We start from the raw sequence: 20,865 nt of genomic DNA, 5'->3' as shown, positions 1-20,865 counted from the left end.
CGCAAGGCTCAGGCCAGCAGGTCGGCTACTTCCTGGTACACACGGCGGAAATCACCCTGGGCGCCGATGAGCCGCAGGTTCTGCGCGAGCCCGCCAGTGGAGCGGAAGAACATGACGGCCTCGGGCGGGGGGCGGATCTTCAGGAAGCGCGCGGCGTTCTTGGCGAAGTGGCGCTTGAGATCGCGGCTGACCTCGCAGGTGGTGAAGTCGTAGGCGCTGGAGCGCATGGACCGGCCGGCGATGCGGAGGATCTCATGGATGAGCTCCTCGGCCTCGGCTTCCGGCAGCTCGATGGTGAAGCCCACCTCGCGGCTCAGTCCGAGGATGTCCATGGGCTGCAGCTGCACAGCCTGGAGGAACAGGCGCCGGTTGGCGGAGACGAAGCCTGGAGAGAAGCTCTTGATGGAGCCGAAGTCCATCAGCCCCAGGCGGCCATCCTTCAGGACCATGAAGTTGCCGGGGTGGGGATCGGCGTGGATCTCACCAGCGCAGAAGAAGGGCCCGTAGATGGCGCGGATGAGCTGGCGCGAGACGCGGAAGCGCTCCTCGGGAGGCGGCGCGGTGACGACCCAGTCCTTGAGCGTCTGCCCCTCAAGGAGCTCGAGGGTGAGGACGCGCTGAGCGGTGCGCTCGGGGATGACGTCGGGCACCTTGAGATCGGGCAGGCGGGAGATGCTGCGGGCAAAGCCTTGGCAGAGGCGGGCCTCGCGGAGGTAGTCCAGCTCGAGGAGGAACTCCTCGCGCAGCTCCTGGAAGTAGGAGGTGCCGTCCATGATCTTGGACGTCTTGGAGACGGTCTTCACGACCATGCCCAGGTTGTCGAGGTCGCCCTGGAGCGAGTCACCGACGCCGGGGTACTGCACCTTGACGGCGACGGGGCGGCCGTCTTCGAGGACGGCGCGGTGCACCTGACCGAGGGAGGCCGCAGCGAGGGGCTGGCGATCGAACTCGCGGAAGAGGGCCTCGGGGGGAGCGCCGAGCTCTTCACGGATGACACGGGCCACGGTGTCGTAGCCCATGGCGGGGGCCTGGTTCTGGAGGCGGGCGAGGACCTTGCGGACTTCGGGGGTGAGGAGGTCCGGATCCATGGAGACGGCCTGGCCGAACTTCATGGCGGCGCCCTTCAAGTCTCCGAGGGTGGCGACGAGCTTCTCGGCCATTCCCTTGCTGAGCAGCTCCGACTCCTGGCCGGCGAGGCGGCGTGCGCCACTCTTGAGGACCTCGGTGCCGAGCTGGGCGGACAGCCCCGCCAGCTTGCGCAGCCGGGTGAGGCGCCCCTGAGGGGGGAGCTTGTCGTCGGGGTTGGAGGACATGGGTCTCTGATGATTAACGAGGACCCTGTCCTTGGACGCAAGTCCCGCAGGTGTGGAGAGGTAGAATCTGGCGTACACACGACTTGGCTGGCTGCTCAGCGCCCCAGCGCTGAAGAAGGGCCTGAGGCGGTCAGCAGCCGGGCTCGCAGGGAGCGCCAGCGCTTGAGCGCCTCCAGGTGCAGCGGATCCGCCCGCAGCGCCGCTCCGTAGGCCACCAGGGCCTCCGTGAGCTTGCCCTGCGCGGCGAACGCATCCCCCGTCTTCAGGTGGATCGTCGCGTGTCCCTCGGGCACCCGGTTCTTCGCCAGGAACTGGCGGCGGCACCGCTCCAGCTCCGTCACCGTGAGCCCCGCGCTCAGGCACCGCAGCAGCCCCTCCAGGTTGCGCAGCCCCGCGTCGTACTCCGTGCGCCGCTCCGGATGGCCCAGCACGTGCGCCGCCTGCGCCACCCGCTCCAGCACCCGCTCCACCTGTGCTCGCTGCCCCAGCGACAAGGGCAGCTTCAGCAGCGGCTCCAGCGCCTGCCGGGCCGCGCGCGCGCAGCCGCGCACCGTGTCGAAGTCCGCCTCCCACGTCGTGCCCAGCGCCAGGTAGTGGTCTCCCTGCAGCCGCTCCCGGTAGCGCTGAAGCACCGCCTCCGCCCGCGCATCCTCCCGCGCGCTGCTCAAGGGCGGCGTCTGCGGAGACAGCCGCTCCCCCGCCAGCAGCCGCTCGAACGCCTCCAGGAAGCCCGGTGCCGTGTCGCGCAGCTGCACCCCGAAGCCGGGCGCCATGTTCCACTGACGCGCCTGCTCCGCGGACACGTGCCGCACCACCTGCGCCGTGCAGGACAGCTCCCCCCCTGGCAGCCGCAGCAGCAGCCCCACCTCCTCCAGCAACGGAGGCGGCACCGACTCCGTCTGAAGGAAGAGCCCCGCCCGTCCCACCCGCTCGCAGCGCAGCTCCTCGAAGGCCGGCCGTCCATTGGCCCGCACCCGCGCCATCAGCATCGAGGCCTTCGCAGGCTCTGGCTTCAGCACCGCCTGCAGCGCCTGCCGCAGCTCCGCGGCCGAGGAGAACCGATCCTCCGGCCGCTTCGCCATCGCCTTCATCAACACCTGGGAGAGCGCCGGCGGAACCTCCGGCCGCACCTCGTGAGGCAGGCGCGGTGCCTTCATCAGGTGCCCCACCAGCACCTCCGCCGGGCTCCCCGAGAACGGCAAGCGTCCCGTCCCCAGCAGGTAGCCCATCACCCCCACCGCGTACAGGTCCGTGCGCCCATCCACCGTCTCGCCGTTGCACTGCTCCGGCGACATGAACTCCGGCGTCCCCAGCAGCATCCCCTCCTGCGTGGGCGTCATCCCCCCGGGGTAGCTCAGGAGCTTGGCAATGCCGAAGTCCAGCAGCTTCACCCGGTGGCGCCCGTTGCCCATGGGCACGAGGAAGACATTGGCGGGCTTGAGATCCCGGTGCACCACGCCGTGCGCGTGCGCGGCCGCCAGCGCATCGCACACCTGGGAGAGCAGCTCCACCACCAGCGCCGGCTCCAGCGGACCTTCCGCGAACGCGGCCAGATTCTGCCCCTCCAGGTACTCCATCACCAGGTAGGGGCGCCCTTCCCGCATGTCCAGGTCCTGCAGCGCCACCACGTTCTCGTGCTGGATCACCGTCAGCGTGCGTGCCTCGGAGAGGAACCGCGCCACCAGCCGCCGATCCTTCGCCAGGTGCGCATGCAGCACCTTCACCGCGACACGCTTGCGGATGAGCGTGTGCTCGGCGAGCCACACCGAGCCCATCCCTCCCCGCCCCAGCTCGCGCACCACCTCGAAGCTGCCGAACTTCTGCCCCAGGAAGTTCTCCTCCCGCTCCAGCAGCGGCCGCGCTACCGGCCCCTCACCCGAGCGAACGAGCGTGGGGCAGTGGTCCGCCTCACGGTGCTGACTCTCGCAATGGCAGGCAGACGGAGGCGCTTGCACGGGCTCGGATCACCTTGAGAGGGACAACTCCCGGCCACCCACCCCCGGCCGGACCATTCACTGCGATGCGATATCCGTGCCTGCCCTGCCCCAGGCCCGTACGGCTGCCAGTCCCCTCTCAAGCGGTTGATCGCATTCGGATTTCGGACAGTGCGAGGAGCCGATCTGCCACCAGCGGATCCATATGTAGGGTGGCACTCGGTAAGAACTTCAGCAGGCCCTGCGGAAGAACTTTCAGACCCGATGAAAGGGCAGCCTCAGTGGGTGGCCTGGCTCATCAGCGAGGCCACTGCCGCGACCAACTCGTCGGACATGGCGTGCGAGCGCTCTGGCTCCGAGTGTCCCGAAAGCTCCGCGGCGGCCACACGCTCAGGCAGGCGTTCGGAGCGGCTGGCGCGCAGGGGCAGCTGGACGGTGAACACGGAGCCCGCGCCGGGCCCTTCGCTCTGCACGGCCACGAAGCCCCCGTGCAGCTCCACCAGGTGCCGCACGATGGCGAGCCCCAAGCCCAGACCTCCCTGCTCCCGGCCGATGTCGCCCTGGCGGAAGCGCTCGAAGACGTGGGGCAGCAGCTCGGGCGAGATGCCCTTGCCCGTGTCTCGCACCGTGAGCCTCACCGTGTCCCCATCACGGCTGCCCGTGAGCCACACACACCCGCCGCGATCCGTGAACTTCAACGCGTTGGTGAGCAGGTTCCACAGCACCTGCTGCAGCCGCGTGGCATCCGCCAGCACGGTGTCGTGGATGTCCCCCAGCTCCGCCTGAAGCCCCACCCCGCGCGCCTCGGCCGTCGGACGCACGCTCTCCAGGGCGGCCTCCGCTACCTCGCGCAGCGACACTTCCTTCAGGTTGAGCAGCAGCTTGCCGCTGGTGATGCGCGAGACATCCAGCAAGTCCTCCACCAATTGGCGCTGCACGCGCGCGTTGCGCTCGATGGTGGCCAGCCCCCGGCGGCGGCCCACCTCGTCCAGGTCGTCGCGCTTGAGGAGGATCTGCGTCCACCCGAGGATGGACGTCAGCGGCGTGCGCAGCTCGTGCGAGAGCGTGGCAAGGAACTCGTCCTTGAGGCGGTTGGCCTCCTGGGCCGCGCGCTGGGCCCGCTGGGCCTCCCGGTACAGCAGCGCGTTGTCCATGGCCACACCCGCGCGCCGGCCCAGCTCCTCGGCCAGCGCCAGGTCTCTTGCGTCATACCGGTGGCGCTTGCTGGAGATGGCGAAGGTCAGCACGCCGAAGGTCCGCTCCCGGGCGCGGATGGGCACGTGGATGCAGGATTGGAAGCCCACCTCGCGCAGCAGCGCCAGGTGCTCGGAGTCCTCGGAGAGCCGCCGCAGCAGCGTGTCCGGCACCTCCGCCAGCAGCTCGGACTTCCCGGAGGTGAACACCGCCGCCACGCCTGGCAGGTTCACCGCCCCGGGAGGATAGCGCTGGTGGAGCTCGAGCACGCGCTCGGCCTTGTGGGACTCCATGTGGGCCACCGCCACGCGGCTGAGCCCGCCCTGGGGCCGCTCGGTGTCCACCACGTCCACCGCGCACCAGTCCGCGAAGCGCGGCACCACGAGCTGCGCCAGGCGAGCCAGCGTGGCGTGAAAGTCCAGCGCGGAGGAGAGCATCACGCTGGCATGGGAGAGCAGCTGGGCCACCTCCTGGCTGCGGCGCTCGTCGTCGAGGTCCGCCGCCGTGCAGAGGAAGCCGCGCAGCTGCTGCCCCTCGCAAGGCAGCGGCGTCACGCGCAGCCGGTGCCAGCGCCAGGCCTCCGGGCCTCCCAGCCGGTGCTGCGCCTCCCACGAGAGCCCCGTCCGCAGGGCCTCGCGCCAGCCCGCCTCCACTGCCGCGCGCTCGTCCGGGTGGATGGCCGCCAGAAAGTCCTGCCTCGAGGCCACCGGATGCTGCGTCCCCGTCAGCTTCATCCACGCGGGGTTGCACCAGGCCTGGGTGTCATCCGTCCACGCGGCCCACACCGCTTGGGGCATGGACTCCAGCAGGGCGCGCGAGTGCGCCTCCGTCTGGCGCACCAGCAACTGCCGCTCGTGCTCACGCAGCCGGGCCTCGCGCTGGCGCAGCTCCTCCTGGCGCTGGTACAGGTTCACGAAGACGGCCACCTTGGCGCGCAGCACGTCCGGATCCAGCGGCTTGAGCAGGTAGTCCACCGCGCCCTGCGCGTAGCCCCGCAGCACCTGCCGCTCGTCCCTCTGGCTCGCGGTGAGGAAGAGCAGCGGCACGTGGCGGCTGCGCTCCTGGGATTTGATGAGCCGCGCCGTCTGGTACCCGTCCAGCTCGGGCATCTGCACATCCAGCAGCACCGCGGCGAAGTCCTCGCTGGCGAGCCGCTGGAGCGCCTCCGTCCCGGAGCGCACCTTCACCAGCCGCTGCCCCAGTGGCTCTAGCGCCGCCTCCAACGCGACGAGGTTGGGCGGGTGATCGTCCACCAGGAGGATGCTCGCGACTGGCAGTTCTTCCCGCATGTCGGATCTTCCCCCACCGCCAAGTGGACAGTGTCCTGACGACATGCGGATGGATCCACAGTTCGGCAAGGGGTACAGGCCGACAAATCGGCTCGACCGCGCCTTTTCCCTCGGCGCTCACAGGCGGACAGGTACGCCCGTCTGGGGAACAGGGCGCACGGAGTGTTGACTCCGTGTCACTGCGGGCTGGCTCAGGAGCGGCTGCCGCGGCCGGCCCGGTTCTTGTCCCAGATGGCGTAGAGGATCAGCAGAAAGGACACCAGGCGGACCACATAGAGGTAGTGGCGCCGCTCATCGTCTACCTGGAGCAGCGCCAGTGACAGCCAATTGAGCGCCATGACCCCGAAGGCGAGGGCGAAGAAGGCGAAGAGCCGGTCCCGGGACGACTTCCAGAAGCGCAGGAAGAAGACGGCACACGCCACACAGGCCATCACCAGCCCGCCACTCATCATCGTCTTGACCGTGAGGAACGTGTTCATTGCGAGTCCCAGATCAAGCCGTAGAGCAGCGTGGCCACCCCCAGCAGTGCCAGCGAGATGCGCAAGAGGCTCAAGTCCGTTTCCGGCCCTATGAGCACCAGGTCTACGAAGAGCAGCACATTGCTGAGGGCCAGCGCCACGAAGCACAGCCCGCTCCACAGCAACAGGCGCTGGCCCGAGCGGGAGTAGCCTCGCAGCAGCAGCACCGCGCACGCCACGCTCGTGAGAGCACAGAGGATGTAGACCGCCTCAGCCATGGCCGTCGTCCTTGTCTCGCTTCAGGCGGAACGCATCCGCGAAGCCCCGCACCTTGTCCAAGGGCTTTGAGAAGATGAATGAGATGACGCTCACCCGCCGCGTGTTGTAGGTCTCCTGCAGTTCCGCCACGGCCTGCTCGTCCTCGGAGCTGGCCGGCTGGAAGCGATAGCTGGAGGGAGAGCCCGCCTTCTCCACCAGGAGCCGGCGCGCGGTGAGGTCCTGCAGGCGCGCCGCCGCCGAGGCATCGGTGATGCGCAGCTCCAGGCTCACGTCGCGGGCAGTCCACTCCCGCTCTGCACGCGCCCGCAACAACAACAAGACTTCCAGCTTCTCGATGGAGTCGATGTGCGTCGAGATGAACCGCTGAACCCGCGGGGGGATGACCGCGTCACTCACCCCCCCACCTTGCCTACGATGTTTTGTAAATCAACCTTTTCTTTGGAGTTTATGGAGGGCTCGTGTTCATGCCTGGGCAGCCCGCCGCCACTCACCCGCTTGCGGCTCACGCGTCCAGGGCAGCTGTACTCGGAAGAGGGCACCCTTGCCCGGAGAGCTCTCGACCGCCACCGAGCCACCCAGACCGGTGACGATCTCCTGGACGATCCACAACCCCAGCCCGAAGCCGCTGTAGTTGTCATGGGGAACGGCCCGCTCGAAGCGCTCGAAGATGCGGCGGCGATCCTCCTCCTGGATGCCGATCCCCTGATCGCGAATCTCCAGGACGGCGTGGGTGGCCTCCTCGCGCACCGAGACCTCCACGGGCGCGCCGGCGCCATACTTGAGGGCGTTGGTGAGCAGGTTCGTCACCACCTGCTCCACCCGGTTCCGGTCCCACTTGCCGACCACGCGGTGCTCGGCCTGCACCGCGAGCGTGCAACCTGCCCGAGACACCTCCTCGGAGAAGCGTGAGACCACCTCGCGCACCACTGCCGCCAGGTCCACTTCCGTCAGCTCGAAGTCGAGGCGGCCCGCGTTGATGCGGGAGATGTCCAGCAGCTTGTCCACCAGCTCCGTGAGCCGGCTGACGTTGTGGTCCAGCGTCTCCAGCTTGGCGACGTACTGGGCCATGGGGAGCGCCTCCTCGTTGCGGCGGGCCGCGGCACGCAGGGCGCCCTGGATGTGGACCTTGAGCGAGGTGAGCGGGGTGCGCAGCTCATGGCTGGCCAGGGAGAGGAAGTCATCACGCACGTGCACCGCGCGCTGGAGGTTCTTCTCGGTGACATGCAGCGCCGTCACGTCCAGCAGGGCCAGCAGTACGGTCTCCGGGCGGCCGTGCATCTGCGGCAGCCGCGAGGAGAAGGCCAGCGCCGCGCCGTGCTGCTCGCCCTGGCGCCACTCCACGGGCACGCCATTGAGCCGCTCGCCCCGAGCGGCGCGCGAGGTGGGCAGGGCCTCGTGGGGCAGCGCCTTGCCCTCGGCGTCCATGAAGGACACCTCCGGGTGAAGCTGCCGGGCCTCGCGGTAGATGAGGCAGCCGTCCGCCAGCTCCTGGGCAGCGCGGTTGGCGAAGAGGGTGTGCCCGGTGCTTGGCTCCAGGAGCGCCAGAGGCGTGGGCAGCGCGGCCAGCACCGCCTCCAGCCAGCGCTGCTGGTTGCGGCCCGTCTCCATCTCCTTGCGCAGCAGCTCCTCGCGCCAGCGGGAGCGCTCCACCTCCAGCCGCTGGTGGGCAGCGGCCAGCTCGCGCTCGTGCTCGCGCCGCTCGGCCTCGCGCAGAGCCTCCGCCTGGCGGCGCACCATCTCCGTCTTGCGGAACAGGTCCACGAAGATGTTCACCTTGGAGCGGAGGATGTCCGGCTCGAAGGGCTTGAGCAGGTAGTCCACCGCGCCCACCGCGTAGGCGCGGAACTCGGGCACCTCGCCCCGGGACAAGGCGGTGAGGAAGAGGATGGGAGTGTTGCGGCTGCGCTCGCGCTCGCGGATGAGCTGGGCCGTCTCGAACCCATCCATGTCCGGCATCACCACGTCCAGCAGCACCACGGCGAAGTCCTGGTGCAGCAGGTGGCGCAGCGCCTCGCGGCCGCTCTGGGCGATGACGAGCTGCTGCCCCAGCGGAGCGAGCGTCGCTTCCAGCGCCATCAACCCCTCGGGCTGATCGTCCACCATGAGGATGGGGACCTTGTCCTTCAACGGAACACTCACGGTTGCACCTTCATTCGAGGCACGTAGGACAACCGGGCCAGCCAGACCTTCACATCCTTCAGCGGGACGCGCTCCACGCCCTCCACGGGCTCGCCCTCGCCGATGACGGCCACGTGTCCTCCGCGAGCCCCCAGCGTGGCCAGCCCGGCCCAGCCGTCGTCGTGACCGCTGAAGAGCAGCGCGGCGGCGGCGGGGCCATAGGCATCCGCGGCGGACTCGAAGAGCGGATCCACGGCGGGCCGCTGGCCATGCTCGGCGGGCTCGCGCGAGAGGCAGACGCAGCCACGGTCCACCAGCAGGTGATAGCCCGAGGGCGCCAGGTACACGCGGCCAGCGACGAGCTCGTCCTTGTCGTCCGGCTCGAGCACGGGCAGGGGGCAGCGGCGGGCCAGCGAGCCGGCCAGCAGCTCCTGGGCGCGGCGGTGGACCACCAGCACCACGGGGACGGGCAGACTCGACGGAAGCGAGGCGAGCAGGGCCTCCACCTCGGCCGAGGCCTCATGCGGTGCGCCGACCACCAACAGCCCCAGGGGGCTCATGCGGTCCTCCGGTACACGCGGCCCGTGCCTTCCAGCTCCTCGTACGCCGCCGCGTAAGGCGTGCGAGCCAAGGTCTCCTTGCGGCCCAGGCACAGGAAGCCGAACCGCACGAGGCTCTCGTAGAGGCGCTCATGGGCGCGGCTGGCCAGGGCCCGGTTGTAGGCCAGCAGCGTATCCCGGCACAAGATGACCTGGAACTCGTTGAAGGAGGCGTCCGTGGCCAGGTTGTGCTGGGTGAAGAAGATGCCCTCGCGCAGGCTGGGGTGCAGCACCGCCCAGTCCCCGTCGCGGGTGTAGTAGTCCGTCAGCGCGCGCTTGCCACCAGCCTCGCGGTAGTTGCGCGCGTCCTCCTCGCCAGGCAGCCGCAGCACGCCGTTGCGCGCGTCCGACAGCAGCCCACCGCTGGCATCCGAGGCATACAAGCGGCAGCGCCCCCAGAGCCCCTCCTCCATCAGCAGGATGGCCAGCGCGTAGGTGTCCTCGCCCGAGTAGCAGCCCGCATGCCACACGCGGATGGACGGGTAGGTGCGCAGCATGGGCACCACGCGCGCACGGAAGTCCTGGAAGAAGGACGGGTCGGAGAAGAGCGTGTCGGGAGGACAGGCCAGGGCGCGCAGCAGGCCCTCCATCGCCTCCGGGTCGTGCAGCACGCGGCCCTGCAGCCCGGAGAAGGTCTCCAGCCGTTCCTCGCGCAGGTGCCGCCGCAGCCGCCGCAACAGCAGCGGCCGCGAGTGGTTGCGCAGGTCAAAGCCATACTGGCGCCGGACGCCCTCGAGGAGCAGCTCCACCTCGAGGGACTCCAGCTCCGCGCTGTGGGTGACGCTGCTCACTCAGCCAGCTCCGTGCGCGGGGACTTGGGGCCGGCGCCGCGCGGCGCGTGCAGCCAGACGCGCAGCAGGCTCAGCAGCTTGTCGATGTCCACCGGCTTGGTGATGTAGTCGGACGCGCCGGCCTCCAGGCACTTCTCGCGGTCGCCCTTCATCGCCTTGGCGGTGAGCGCGAGGATGGGCAGGTGGGCCAAGCGCTCCATCTTCCGGATGGTCTGCATCGCCTGGTAGCCGTCCATCTCCGGCATCATCACGTCCATCAGGACGAGCTCCACGCCGGGCTCGCGCTCCAGCAGGTCGATGCCCTCCTGGGCGCTCTCGGCGAAGACGACCTTCATCCCGAACCGCTCCAGCACGGTGTTCAGGGCGAAGATGTTGCGCACGTCGTCATCCACCACGAGCACCTTGCGGCCCACGAGGAGCGGATCCATGTGGCGCGCCTTCTCCAACATCTTACGCTTGGGCTCGGGCAGCTGCGCGGGCGCGCGGTGGAGGAAGAGGCTGGTCTCCTCCAAGAGCCGCTCGGGACTCTGCGCGTCCTTGATGACGATGGCCTCGGCCACCCGGCGCAGCTCCGTCTCCTGGGCGCGCGACAGCTCGCGGCCCGTGTAGACGATGACGGGCGGGATGGCGCGGCCGTGCTCGGTCTGGAGCTTCGTGAGCAGCTCCGCGCCGGGCATGTCCGGCAGGCCCAGGTCCAGCACCACGCAATCGAAGCGCTTCTCGGAGATGGCGCCCAGGGCCTCGGAGGCGGTGCCCACGGCCACCGTCTGCACGTCCTCGCTGCCGAGCAGCTCCACCAGCGTGCGGCGGTGGACGTCGTCATCTTCCACGATGAGGAGGCTGCGGCCCTTGCGGTCCACGAAGTCGCGCAGCTCCTGGAGCGCCTGGGCGGCGGCCTCCGGGTCGGCGGCGGCGAGCAGGTGGCCCAGCGCGCCCAGGTTGAGCGAGCGCTCGCGATGGTCGGACTCGGACACGGTGTAGACGGGCAGCGCGCGGGTGGCGGCGTCATGCTTCAGCCGGTCCAGCACCACCCAGCCCCCCATGTCCGGCAGGTCCAGGTCCACGGCGACGGCAACGGGCCTCGCGTTGCGGGCCATCTCCAGCGCCGCCTCCGCCTCCGAGGAAACGAGCATCTTGAAGCCCACCCCCTGGGCCGCCGCGCGCAGCCGCGCCGCGTGGTCTGGGGCCGAGGTCACCGCCAGCAGCACGGGATCGCCCGAGAGGATGGAGGCGCGATCGTCCTCAATCTCGATACGGGGGACGGCCGGCGCGGCCGCCTCCGCGGCAGCGAGAGGCGCGGGAACTGGGGCCGGGACCACGGCGGGGGCGTTGACTGGGCTGGGCGCCGGGAGGGCTTGGACGCCGGAGACCGCCTTCTCCACCACGCTGCCCTGTTCCGCGGGCCGCGGGGCCACGTAGTTGAGCGGCAGGTAGAGGGTGAAGGTGCTGCCCTTGCCCACGTCGCTCTCCAGGCGGATCTCACCGCCCAGGAGCCGGGCGATCTCGCGCGAGATAGAGAGGCCGAGGCCCGTACCGCCGTACTTGCGCGCGGTGGAGCCGTCCGCCTGCTGGAACGCCTCGAAGATGATCTGGTGCTTGTCCTTCGGGATGCCGATGCCCGTGTCCTTGACGGTGAAGGCCACCACGGTGGGCGCCGTCTTGAGGATGGGGTGGTCCGGCGTGAAGCCGCCGCGCGCCGACTGGACGCTGAGGGTGACACGGCCGGACTCGGTGAACTTGAAGGCGTTGGACAGCAGGTTCTTGAGCACCTGCTGCAGGCGCTTGGCGTCCGTCTGCGACTCGAGCGGCAGCTCCTGCGCCACGGCGATGCTGAAGTCCAGGCCCTTCTTGTCGGCGATCTGGCGGAAGGTGCGCTCGACGAACTCGCGCAGGTCGCTGAAGCGCAGCGGGCCCACGTCCACCGTCATCGTACCGGACTCGATCTTCGACAGGTCGAGGATGTCGTTGATGAGCTCCAGCAGGTCCGCGCCGGAGGCGTGGATGGTTTTCGCGAACTCGACCTGGCGGCCGGTGAGGTTGCCCTCGGTGTTGTCGCTGAGCGTCTGGCTGAGAATGAGCAGCGAGTTGAGCGGGGTGCGCAGCTCGTGGGACATGTTGGCGAGGAACTCGCTCTTGTACTTGGAGGTGAGCGAGAGCTGCTCGGCCTTCTCTTCCAGGGCGCGCTTGGCCTGCTCCACCTCAAGGTTCTTGCGCTCCACCTCGTTCTTCTGCTCGGAGAGCAGCTTGGCCTTCTCCTGCAGCTCTTCGTTGGTGCGGCGCAGCTCCTCCTGCTGACGCTTGAGGAGTTCCTCGGACTGCTGGAGCGAGTTGGCCTGCTGCTCCAGTCGCTTGTTGGTCTCGGTGAGCTCCTCTTGCTGCTTGCGGAGCTCCTCGGTGAGGGCCTGGGACTGCTTGAGCAGCGCCTCGGTGCGCATGTTCGCGGCGATCGTGTTGAGCACGATGCCGATGGACTCGGTCAACTGCTCCAGGAAGCCCAGGTGCACGTCGCTGAACTTGTGGAAACTGGCCAGCTCGATGACGGCCTTGATTTCACCCTCGAAGAGCACCGGCAGCACGACGATGTTGCGCGGCACCTCCTCGCCCAGGCCGGAGCTGATGCGGATGTACGAATCCGGCACGTCGGACAGGAGGATGGGCTCCTTCTCCAAGGCGCACTGGCCGACGAGGCCCTCGCCCAGCTTGAAGGAGTTGGAGAGGCCCTTGCGCTCGCGGTAGGCGTACGAGGCGAGCAGCTTGAGGATCTGCTCTCCCTCCTGGCGCTCGGAGATGTAGAAGACGCCGTGCTGGGCGTCGACCAGCGGCGCGAGCTCCGAGAGGATCACCTTGGAGACGGTGAGCAGGTCGCGCTGGCCCTGGAGGACGCGGGTGAACTTGGCCAGGTTCGTCTTCAGCCAGTCCTGCTCCGTGTTCTTGCGCGTGGTGTCCTTCAGGTTCCGGATCATCTCGTTGATGTTGTCCTTGAGGGCAGCCACTTCGCCCTGGGCGGACACGGTGATGAACCGGGTGAGGTCACCCTTGGTCACGGCGGTGGCGACCTCGGCGATGGCGCGCACCTGGGTGGTGAGGTTGGCGGCGAGCTGGTTCACGTTGTCCGTGAGGTCGCGCCAGATGCCGGCGGTGCCGGGCACGCGAGCCTGGCCGCCGAGCTTTCCTTCGATACCCACCTCGCGGGCCACCGTGGTCACCTGGTCGGCGAACACGGCGAGGGTGTCGATCATGCCGTTGATGGTGTCGGCCAGCTCGGCGATCTCGCCCTTGGCGTCCACGACGAGCTTGCGCTTCAGGTCACCGTTGGCGACGGCGGTCACCACCTTGGCGATGCCGCGCACCTGGGTGGTGAGGTTGGTGGCCATGGAGTTCACGTTGTCCGTGAGGTCCTTCCACGTACCGGCCACGCCCTTCACGACGGCCTGGCCACCCAGCTTTCCTTCCGTACCCACCTCGCGCGCCACGCGCGTCACTTCCGAGGCGAAGGACGACAGCTGATCCACCATCGTGTTGATGGTGTTCTTCAGCTCCAGGATTTCGCCCTGCACGTCCACGGTGATCTTCTTGGACAAGTCACCATTGGCCACCGCCGTCGTCACCTCGGCGATGTTGCGCACCTGCGCAGTCAGGTTCGACGCCATGGAATTCACGTTGTCCGTGAGGTCCTTCCACGTACCCGCGACACCCTTCACGAAGGCCTGGCCCCCCAGCTTTCCTTCCGTTCCCACCTCACGGGCGACGCGCGTCACTTCCGAGGCGAAGGACGACAGCTGGTCCACCATCGTGTTGATGGTGTTCTTCAGCTCCAGGATCTCACCGCGCACGTCCACGGTGATCTTCTTGGACAAGTCACCGTTGGCCACCGCCGTCGTCACCTCGGCGATGTTGCGCACCTGCGCAGTCAGGTTGGAGGCCATGGAGTTCACGTTGTCCGTGAGGTCCTTCCACGTACCACCCACGCCCTTCACGACGGCCTGACCCCCCAGCTTTCCTTCCGTACCCACCTCGCGCGCCACGCGCGTCACTTCCGAGGCGAACGACGAGAGCTGATCCACCATCGTGTTGATGGTGTTCTTCAGCTCCAGGATCTCACCGCGCACATCCACGGTGATCTTCTTGGACAGGTCACCGCGGGCCACGGCCGTGGTCACTTCGGCGATGTTGCGCACTTGCGACGTCAGGTTCGACGCCATCGAGTTCACGTTGTCGGTGAGATCCTTCCACGTACCACCGACGCCGCGCACGATGGCCTGACCCCCCAGCTTTCCTTCCGTACCCACCTCGCGCGCCACGCGGGTCACTTCCGAGGCGAACGAGGACAGCTGGTCCACCATCGTGTTGATGGTGTTCTTCAGCTCCAGAATCTCACCGCGCACATCCACGGTGATCTTCTTGGACAAGTCACCGTTGGCCACCGCCGTCGTCACTTCGGCGATGTTGCGCACCTGAGACGTCAGGTTGGAGGCCATGGAGTTCACGTTGTCCGTGAGGTCCTTCCACGTACCACCCACGCCCTTCACGAAGGCCTGGCCGCCCAGCTTTCCTTCCGTACCCACCTCGCGCGCCACACGCGTCACTTCCGAGGCGAAGGACGACAGCTGATCCACCATCGTATTGATGGTGTTCTTCAGCTCCAGAATCTCACCGCGCACATCCACGGTGATCTTCTTGGACAAGTCACCGTTGGCCACCGCCGTCGTCACCTCGGCGATGTTGCGCACCTGGGCAGTCAGGTTCGACGCCATCGAGTTCACGTTGTCCGTGAGGTCCTTCCACGTACCACCGACGCCGCGCACGATGGCCTGACCACCCAGCTTTCCTTCCGTTCCCACCTCGCGTGCCACACGTGTCACTTCCGAGGCGAAGGAGCGGAGCTGGTCCACCATCGTGTTGATGGTGTTCTTCAGCTCCAGAATCTCACCGCGCACATCCACGGTGATCTTCTTGGACAAGTCTCCATTGGCCACCGCCGTCGTCACCTCGGCGATGTTGCGCACCTGGGCAGTCAGGTTCGACGCCATCGAGTTCACGTTGTCCGTGAGGTCCTTCCACGTACCGCCCACGCCCTTCACGACGGCCTGACCACCCAGCTTTCCTTCCGTTCCCACCTCGCGCGCCACGCGCGTCACTTCCGAGGCGAAGGACGACAGCTGGTCCACCATCGTGTTGATGGTGTTCTTCAGCTCCAGGATTTCGCCCTGCACGTCCACGGTGATCTTCTTGGACAAGTCACCGTTGGCCACCGCCGTCGTCACCTCGGCGATGTTGCGCACCTGCGCAGTCAGGTTGGAGGCCATGGAGTTCACGTTGTCCGTGAGGTCCTTCCACGTACCCGCGACACCCTTCACGACGGCCTGACCCCCCAGCTTTCCTTCCGTACCCACCTCGCGCGCCACGCGGGTCACTTCCGAGGCGAACGAGGACAGCTGGTCCACCATCGTGTTGATGGTGTTCTTCAGCTCCAGAATCTCACCGCGCACATCCACGGTGATCTTCTTGGACAAGTCTCCATTGGCCACCGCCGTCGTCACCTCGGCGATGTTGCGCACCTGAGAGGTCAGGTTGGAGGCCATGGAGTTCACGTTGTCCGTGAGGTCCTTCCACGTACCACCCACGCCCTTCACGAAGGCCTGGCCGCCCAGCTTTCCTTCCGTACCCACCTCGCGCGCCACACGCGTCACTTCCGAGGCGAACGACGAGAGCTGATCCACCATCGTATTGATGGTGTTCTTCAACTCCAGGATCTCGCCGCGCACGTCCACGGTGATCTTCTTGGACAGATCGCCGCGGGCCACCGCCGTCGTCACCTCGGCGATGTTGCGCACCTGAGACGTCAGGTTCGACGCCATCGAGTTCACGTTGTCCGTGAGGTCCTTCCAGGTACCGGCCACGCCCTTCACCTTGGCCTGGCCACCCAGCTTTCCTTCGGTACCCACCTCGCGGGCCACGCGGGTCACTTCCGAGGCGAACGAGCCGAGCTGCTCCACCATGCCGTTCACCAGCCGGGCGGTGCGGAGGAACTCTCCCTTGAGCGGACGGCCATCCACCTCGAGCGCCATCGTCTGCGACAGGTCACCCTTGGCCACGGCGCCGATCACGCGGCTCATTTCCGAGGTCGGCTGGATAAGGTCCGCCACCAGCGTGTTCACGGACTCCACGCAGTCGGCCCACGAGCCGACCGAGCCCGCCAGCGTCGCACGCTGGGTAATGCGGCCTTCCTTACCGACCATCGTCCCGATGCGCTCGAACTCCTTCGCCATGCGCTCGTTGAGGTCGATGATGTCATTCAGGGTATCGGCGACCTTGCCGGCGACGCCCACGGTGTCCACCGGCATTCGCACGGTGAAGTCACCCTGCCGCACGGCGGCGAGGATGCGAAGCAGCTGACGCGTATCCAGCACTTCGGAAGCGGCCTCATTCTCTCTCTGCGTCTTGGGCGGCGGAGGACGCGTCGCGGATGACTTTCGGGGTGCAGCGGTCTTCTGGGTACGCATTCGAGCCCCTGGCTGGTCCACGGCGGTCAAAGCGGTCCCTCGCCGTGGACACGGGAATACTGAGCGGAGCGAAGTTCTCTTTGATTCCTGCTGGACACGCCAGCCCCGGCCCCGTGTCCGCTTGGTGGGTAGGAGACAGTCCTGCCCCTGCAACGTCTGCTACCGAACGCTTTAGTTCCGCACGCGCGGCTGAGGGGCAAGCACTCGGACGGACATCTGCTCCTGGCCCGCAACCACGGTGCTCAGGGCTTCACGCCGCGTCAAATCCAGCCGAGCCACTGCCCGCAGCGTGGCCACCAGCACCAGCGCCTCCACCAGGGACGGCATGGAGACCCCCGAAGGGCCCGTCTTGAGCGGCAGGGGTAACCGGGGCGCGCGGCCCGCGGCGGCCAGCGCCTGAATGGCGTACTCAGGCCGCGTGTCCAGCGTGACGCCAATGGCGGGCAGCTGGCTGGCGGCGGCGTCCTTGCCGCTCCCCTGCAGGTCCATCAGCACCTTGAGGGCCCCAGCCTGCTCGTAGAGCGCGAGCCCCTCGCCACCGTCCTCTCCGCCGAAGACGCTGCCCTCGTACGTGCGCGTGAGCGCGCCGGAGACGCTGATGTGGAACGGCTGGCTGTCATCCCAGTGCTTCCACGGCCGGGCCTCATAGAATTCGGTGGCGGCCTGGACGAAGAGCAGCGCCTTGTCCGCCCCGAGCCCCGCAACGCCTCGCTGCTCCCACGCCATGAAGGTGCCAATGGCCGCGCGCGCCGAGAGCACCTCCAGTGGCGGAGACTCCACGCGGAGCCCCAGGCGCTCCGCGACCTCCGCCAGGCCGGGCTCGCAGCTCACGCCCGAAGGCTCCACGCCCTCGAGCAGGGCCTGCACACCGGCCTCGTCATCGTGCTCGAAGACGGGCGGCGCGAAGTCCCCCGCGCTTGTCACCCGTAGGTACACGTTCGTGGTGTCCTGGGAGAGCTGCACGGGGCCGAGCTTGAGCAGGTGGTACATGATGGCTCCGGGCTATCGCGGCTCGGTTCGCGTGTCGAGCCTCCTTCCACGGCGCGTGGAAAGGCGACTTCCTCCAGCGCTTACCGTAAAACGCTCTCTTCGACGCCGCCCGCAAGGCCCACCTTGCGATTGACTGGAGCCCGCTCGTGGAGACCCTCGTCCGGATCGCGGAAGGACTCGGCCGCTTCTCCTCGCGCTTCGTCCCGAGCGCGTTTGCCATTGCCGTCCTGCTCAGCCTGCTCACGATGGGGCTCGCCCTCGGGTGGGCGGGCGCCTCGCCCGAGCAGGTGCTGGGCGCCTGGGGCGGTGGCTTCTGGGAGCTGCTCCCCTTCTCCATGCAGATGGCGCTGGTGATGTTCACCGGCTACCTGCTGGCCCTCACCTCCCCGGTGCGCACGCTGCTGGAGCGGCTGGCGGGCCTGGCGAAGAGCCCTCGGGGCGCGGTGGCGCTGATGGCCGGCGTCTCCATGGGCCTGGCCTACATCAACTGGGGCCTCTCGCTGGTGGCCAGCGCCATGCTGGTGCGCTTCGTGGCGAGGCGGCAGCCGGACGTGGACTATCGCCTGCTGGTGGCCTGCGCCTACTTCGGCCTGGGCGCCACCTGGCATGCGGGCCTGTCGGCCTCCGCCCCGCTGCTGGTGGCCACGCCGGGGCACTTCCTGGAGAAGCAGCTGGGCATCATTCCCATCAATCTCACCCTGTTCTCCGCGTTCAACCTGGGGCTCACGGTGGCGGTGGTGGCGGGGCTCGCGGTGCTGGCCTGGGCGCTGCACCCCAAGCCCGAGGCCACGGTGAAGGTGGAGCCCGCAGTGCTGGAGAAGCTGGGCGACTTCGTTCCCCCCGAGCGCCCCACCGAGCGCAGCGTCGCGGTATGGCTGGATCACGCGTGGCTGCTCAATGTCATCTTCGGCGTGCTCGGGCTGGCGTGGTTCGCGCGACACCTGGCGCTCAACGGGGGCTGGAGGGCCCTCAATCTCAACGTGGTGAACTTCCTGTTCCTCACGCTGGCGGTGTTGCTGCACCTCACCCCGGCCCGGCTGCTCAAGGCCAGCGAGGAGGCCGGCTCCGTGCTGCATGGCATCGTCCTGCAGTTCCCGCTGTACGCGGGCATCTACGGCATCTTCAAGGCCACCGGACTCACCGACCGAATCGGCGAGCTGTTCGTGTCGCTCTCCACGCGCGAGACGTTCCCCGCCATCGTCTACCTCTACAGCGGGGTGGTGAACTACTTCGTACCCTCGGGCGGCTCCAAGTGGGCCATCGAGGCGCCCTACCTGCTGAACGCGGCGTCCTCGCTGGGCGTGGCGCCGGAGAAGGTGGTGCTGGCGTACGCGTGGGGAGACATGGCCACGGATCTCATCCAGCCCTTCTGGGCCCTGCCGTTGCTCACCGTGGCGCGGCTCGAGTTCAAAGACATCCTCGGCTTCTTGCTGCTGGCTTTCCTGCTCTACCTGCCGTTCGTGACGCTGGCGTTCTTCCTGTTCGGCTGAGTGATGGCCATGCTGAGCGCGGGGAGCAGCCCCGCCGTATGGTCGAGCTTGCACGGGGGCGGCTCGCTCAGCGGGGACGAGAGGGTGTCGCTCCCAGGCTCGGGCTCCCATCCGCTGTGGACCGCCACCGCGTCATCCTGGCCCGTCATCGTCACCGCTTGGAAGACCGCTACGGGAATGACACCCCAGGCGATGGCCAGCAGGATCAACGAGCGATTCACGGTGACGGCGGCACAGCTCATGGGCACCTCTTTCATGGGGGATATGCCATCCGCGGCTGACATCCCACGCGCGGGCAGTGCACTTGAGCCATAAATGAGCGCCGATGCACTTGAGGTAAACCCGAATTCCTCCCACATCTTCTGGCGTGTGGATCAGCGGCGCGCCGAGGCGGTGTTTGCCTGGGCCAGCGGGCCCGGAGAGGCAAAGCCCGCGAACAGCTCCCCCGTCAGATACGCGCGGCGGCCCTGCGAGGCTTGACGCAGGTAGTCATTCACCACCGCGTTGCTGCCTCGCGCACGGTGGACTTTGGGAGCGCTCAAGTTCATCCGAGACCGCGCCACGCCCTTGCTGCCACGGTGGACGAAGGTGACAGTCCCATCCGCTTCCACGCGCTCGACGACAGCCACGTGCGTGAGGCCATCATCGCGCCGCCCATCCCGGTCGCGGTCATACGTCTCCCGGAAGAAGACGAGGTCTCCCGGCTGGGGCCGGCTTTTGTGCAGGGCTCCCACGCTCCGCGCGCGCTGGTAGATGTGCGTGACACCGTTGTCACCGGCCCGCCCTATTCCTGTCATCAATTCGATGCCCACGCTCTCGTAGGCCAGCCGCACGACCCCCGTGCAGTCGTCCGGCACCGACGTGTCCACTTTGCGCAGCGAGGTGACGCCCACCAGCCTCGAGGCCCGGGTGGCGATGCGCGCGCCCAGCTCCCGCGAGGCGCGTGACGCACTGCGTGGCCGGGAAGGAGGCGCACTCCGCATCTTCGTCGAGGCGGCACCCGGCGTCGTCCCGGGCTTCTGGGCCACGGGGGACGGCTTCTTCCCAGCAGCGTGGGCTTGCGGGGCGCTCCACACCAGAGGCCCCCACACGGCGAGCACGGCGAGCAGTCGAAGCATGATCCGTGGAACGCCCGGGCCCCGGGCCTATTCACGCCCGCGCTGGGCGCACTTTGAAGCACTCGCCCCGCCAGAACCGCACATGGGTGCGCGGCGAGATTCATGCTAGAGGCGGCCTCCGAGCTGGCATGTGTCTGGCTCTCAACGGAGGGGACTCTTTCAATGAAGAAGATGCTGACTCGGACTGTGGTGGTTGCGGCCCTGACTCTGTCGCCTGTGGCGCTGGCCCAGGAGGCGGCCCCCACCGCGGCTCCGACGGCCACGCCCGTGACCAAGCCGGGCGCCGAAGCGGTGAAGAACACGTGGGACTACTTCTACAAGGGCCAGGGCCAGGGCCCGGTGCTCGTCGAGGCCAAGCTGTGCACCGAGGTGGCCAAGGACGGCCCCAACAAGTTCGAGTGCACCGCCGAGGTGGATCCCGCCGCTGGCGTGAAGGCCAACACCACCGTGATGCTGTGGCAGGCCTACCTGGTGCCCCAGGGTGACTCCATCGAGGACATCATGGTCCAGACCAAGCAGGGCGCCACCGTGCGCGAGACGAAGGACGTCAAGGTCAAGGGCGACGGCTGGCGCGCCCGCCAGTGGACCGGTGTGCGCCTGAACAAGGCGGGCAACTGGACCGTGAGCGTCATGCGCGGCGATGAGGTCCTCAAGGAGCTCCAGGTCAAGGTGAACTAGTTCGCACTGCAACTTGTAGGTCCCGGGTGTGCCCTGTGCCACCCCCGCGCCCGCCGCTGGGATGCTCGCATCCCAGGCGGGCGCGTTCTTTTTACCTCCTCACCCTCTCTT

At 68.0% G+C, this 20,865-nt stretch carries 15 protein-coding genes; 2 read left to right on the top strand and 13 right to left on the bottom strand.

What is annotated here, in order from left to right; genetic code table 11:
• Positions 1-8: 8 nt before the first annotated feature.
• The 11 genes from DB31_RS04160 to DB31_RS04110 form a co-directional block, all read right to left on the bottom strand.
• On the bottom strand, positions 9-1,313 hold the full coding sequence (locus DB31_RS04160; RefSeq protein ID WP_044182604.1) for an ABC1 kinase family protein: 1,305 nt from the start codon (positions 1,311-1,313) through the stop codon (positions 9-11).
• 95 nt (positions 1,314-1,408) lie between these two features.
• Positions 1,409-3,268 carry a serine/threonine protein kinase gene (locus DB31_RS04155; protein ID WP_044182602.1) on the bottom strand — a complete coding sequence of 620 codons (1,860 nt, stop codon included), beginning with the start codon at positions 3,266-3,268 and terminating at the stop codon, positions 1,409-1,411.
• 257 nt (positions 3,269-3,525) lie between these two features.
• A complete protein-coding gene (locus DB31_RS04150; RefSeq protein ID WP_083968006.1) occupies positions 3,526-5,730 on the bottom strand; it encodes an ATP-binding protein in 2,205 nt (734 codons plus the stop codon).
• Positions 5,731-5,921: 191 nt separating this feature from the next.
• Positions 5,922-6,209 carry a DUF5985 family protein gene (locus DB31_RS04145; RefSeq protein ID WP_044182600.1) on the bottom strand — a complete coding sequence of 96 codons (288 nt, stop codon included), beginning with the start codon at positions 6,207-6,209 and terminating at the stop codon, positions 5,922-5,924.
• Positions 6,206-6,466 (bottom strand): DUF5985 family protein, encoded by a 261-nt coding sequence (locus tag DB31_RS04140; RefSeq protein WP_044182598.1) that lies wholly within the window; start codon positions 6,464-6,466, stop codon positions 6,206-6,208. Before DB31_RS04140 ends, DB31_RS04145 begins: the two co-directional genes overlap by 4 nt.
• Positions 6,459-6,863 (bottom strand): hypothetical protein, encoded by a 405-nt coding sequence (locus DB31_RS04135; RefSeq protein WP_044182596.1) that lies wholly within the window; start codon positions 6,861-6,863, stop codon positions 6,459-6,461. Before DB31_RS04135 ends, DB31_RS04140 begins: the two co-directional genes overlap by 8 nt.
• 66 nt (positions 6,864-6,929) lie before the next feature.
• A complete protein-coding gene (locus DB31_RS50270) occupies positions 6,930-8,606 on the bottom strand; it encodes a hybrid sensor histidine kinase/response regulator (protein ID WP_240486519.1) in 1,677 nt (558 codons plus the stop codon).
• Positions 8,603-9,145 carry a chemotaxis protein CheB gene (locus DB31_RS04125; protein ID WP_044182595.1) on the bottom strand — a complete coding sequence of 181 codons (543 nt, stop codon included), beginning with the start codon at positions 9,143-9,145 and terminating at the stop codon, positions 8,603-8,605. Before DB31_RS04125 ends, DB31_RS50270 begins: the two co-directional genes overlap by 4 nt.
• Positions 9,142-9,975 carry a CheR family methyltransferase gene (locus DB31_RS04120; RefSeq protein ID WP_044182593.1) on the bottom strand — a complete coding sequence of 278 codons (834 nt, stop codon included), beginning with the start codon at positions 9,973-9,975 and terminating at the stop codon, positions 9,142-9,144. The genes DB31_RS04125 and DB31_RS04120 overlap by 4 nt, the downstream gene beginning before the upstream one ends.
• On the bottom strand, positions 9,972-16,478 hold the full coding sequence (locus DB31_RS04115) for a HAMP domain-containing protein (protein ID WP_205628463.1): 6,507 nt from the start codon (positions 16,476-16,478) through the stop codon (positions 9,972-9,974). The genes DB31_RS04120 and DB31_RS04115 overlap by 4 nt, the downstream gene beginning before the upstream one ends.
• 171 nt (positions 16,479-16,649) lie before the next feature.
• Positions 16,650-17,468 carry a response regulator transcription factor gene (locus DB31_RS04110; RefSeq protein ID WP_044182588.1) on the bottom strand — a complete coding sequence of 273 codons (819 nt, stop codon included), beginning with the start codon at positions 17,466-17,468 and terminating at the stop codon, positions 16,650-16,652.
• 146 nt (positions 17,469-17,614) lie between these two features.
• On the opposite strand from DB31_RS04110, the gene DB31_RS04105 reads away from it, so the two are divergent.
• Positions 17,615-18,958, top strand: coding sequence for a short-chain fatty acid transporter (locus tag DB31_RS04105; RefSeq protein WP_044182586.1), 1,344 nt, complete (start codon positions 17,615-17,617; stop codon positions 18,956-18,958).
• Here DB31_RS04105 and DB31_RS04100 read toward each other — a convergent pair.
• Complete coding sequence (locus DB31_RS04100; protein ID WP_044182584.1) at positions 18,916-19,215, bottom strand: hypothetical protein; 300 nt, start codon at positions 19,213-19,215, stop codon at positions 18,916-18,918. The genes DB31_RS04105 and DB31_RS04100 overlap by 43 nt on opposite strands.
• Positions 19,216-19,332: 117 nt before the next feature.
• Positions 19,333-20,076: a C40 family peptidase gene (locus tag DB31_RS04095; protein ID WP_083968004.1), complete on the bottom strand. Its 744-nt coding sequence runs from the start codon at positions 20,074-20,076 to the stop codon at positions 19,333-19,335.
• A gap of 162 nt (positions 20,077-20,238) precedes the next feature.
• On the opposite strand from DB31_RS04095, the gene DB31_RS04090 reads away from it, so the two are divergent.
• Positions 20,239-20,754, top strand: coding sequence for a hypothetical protein (locus tag DB31_RS04090; protein WP_044182580.1), 516 nt, complete (start codon positions 20,239-20,241; stop codon positions 20,752-20,754).
• The last annotated feature ends 111 nt before the right edge of the window (positions 20,755-20,865 follow it).

Origin of the sequence: Hyalangium minutum (assembly GCF_000737315.1) — a bacterium.
In the GTDB taxonomy this organism is placed as follows: domain Bacteria; phylum Myxococcota; class Myxococcia; order Myxococcales; family Myxococcaceae; genus Hyalangium; species Hyalangium minutum.
Note: the sequence above shows the minus strand (reverse complement) of the source record. Positions and strands in the feature narration are given on the sequence as shown.

Bases quoted from the DNA above. Each gene is read 5' to 3' on its own strand.
- DB31_RS04090 (WP_044182580.1), top strand. From the start codon at position 20,239: ATGAAGAAGATGCTGACTCGGACTGTGGTGGTTGCGGCCCTGACTCTG.
- DB31_RS04140 (WP_044182598.1), bottom strand. From the start codon at position 6,466: ATGGCTGAGGCGGTCTACATCCTCTGTGCTCTCACGAGCGTGGCGTGC.
- DB31_RS04145 (WP_044182600.1), bottom strand. From the start codon at position 6,209: ATGAACACGTTCCTCACGGTCAAGACGATGATGAGTGGCGGGCTGGTG.
- DB31_RS04115 (WP_205628463.1), bottom strand. From the start codon at position 16,478: ATGCGTACCCAGAAGACCGCTGCACCCCGAAAGTCATCCGCGACGCGT.
- DB31_RS04160 (WP_044182604.1), bottom strand. From the start codon at position 1,313: ATGTCCTCCAACCCCGACGACAAGCTCCCCCCTCAGGGGCGCCTCACC.
- DB31_RS04150 (WP_083968006.1), bottom strand. From the start codon at position 5,730: ATGCGGGAAGAACTGCCAGTCGCGAGCATCCTCCTGGTGGACGATCAC.
- DB31_RS04100 (WP_044182584.1), bottom strand. From the start codon at position 19,215: ATGAAAGAGGTGCCCATGAGCTGTGCCGCCGTCACCGTGAATCGCTCG.
- DB31_RS04095 (WP_083968004.1), bottom strand. From the start codon at position 20,076: ATGCTTCGACTGCTCGCCGTGCTCGCCGTGTGGGGGCCTCTGGTGTGG.
- DB31_RS04110 (WP_044182588.1), bottom strand. From the start codon at position 17,468: ATGTACCACCTGCTCAAGCTCGGCCCCGTGCAGCTCTCCCAGGACACC.
- DB31_RS04125 (WP_044182595.1), bottom strand. From the start codon at position 9,145: ATGAGCCCCCTGGGGCTGTTGGTGGTCGGCGCACCGCATGAGGCCTCG.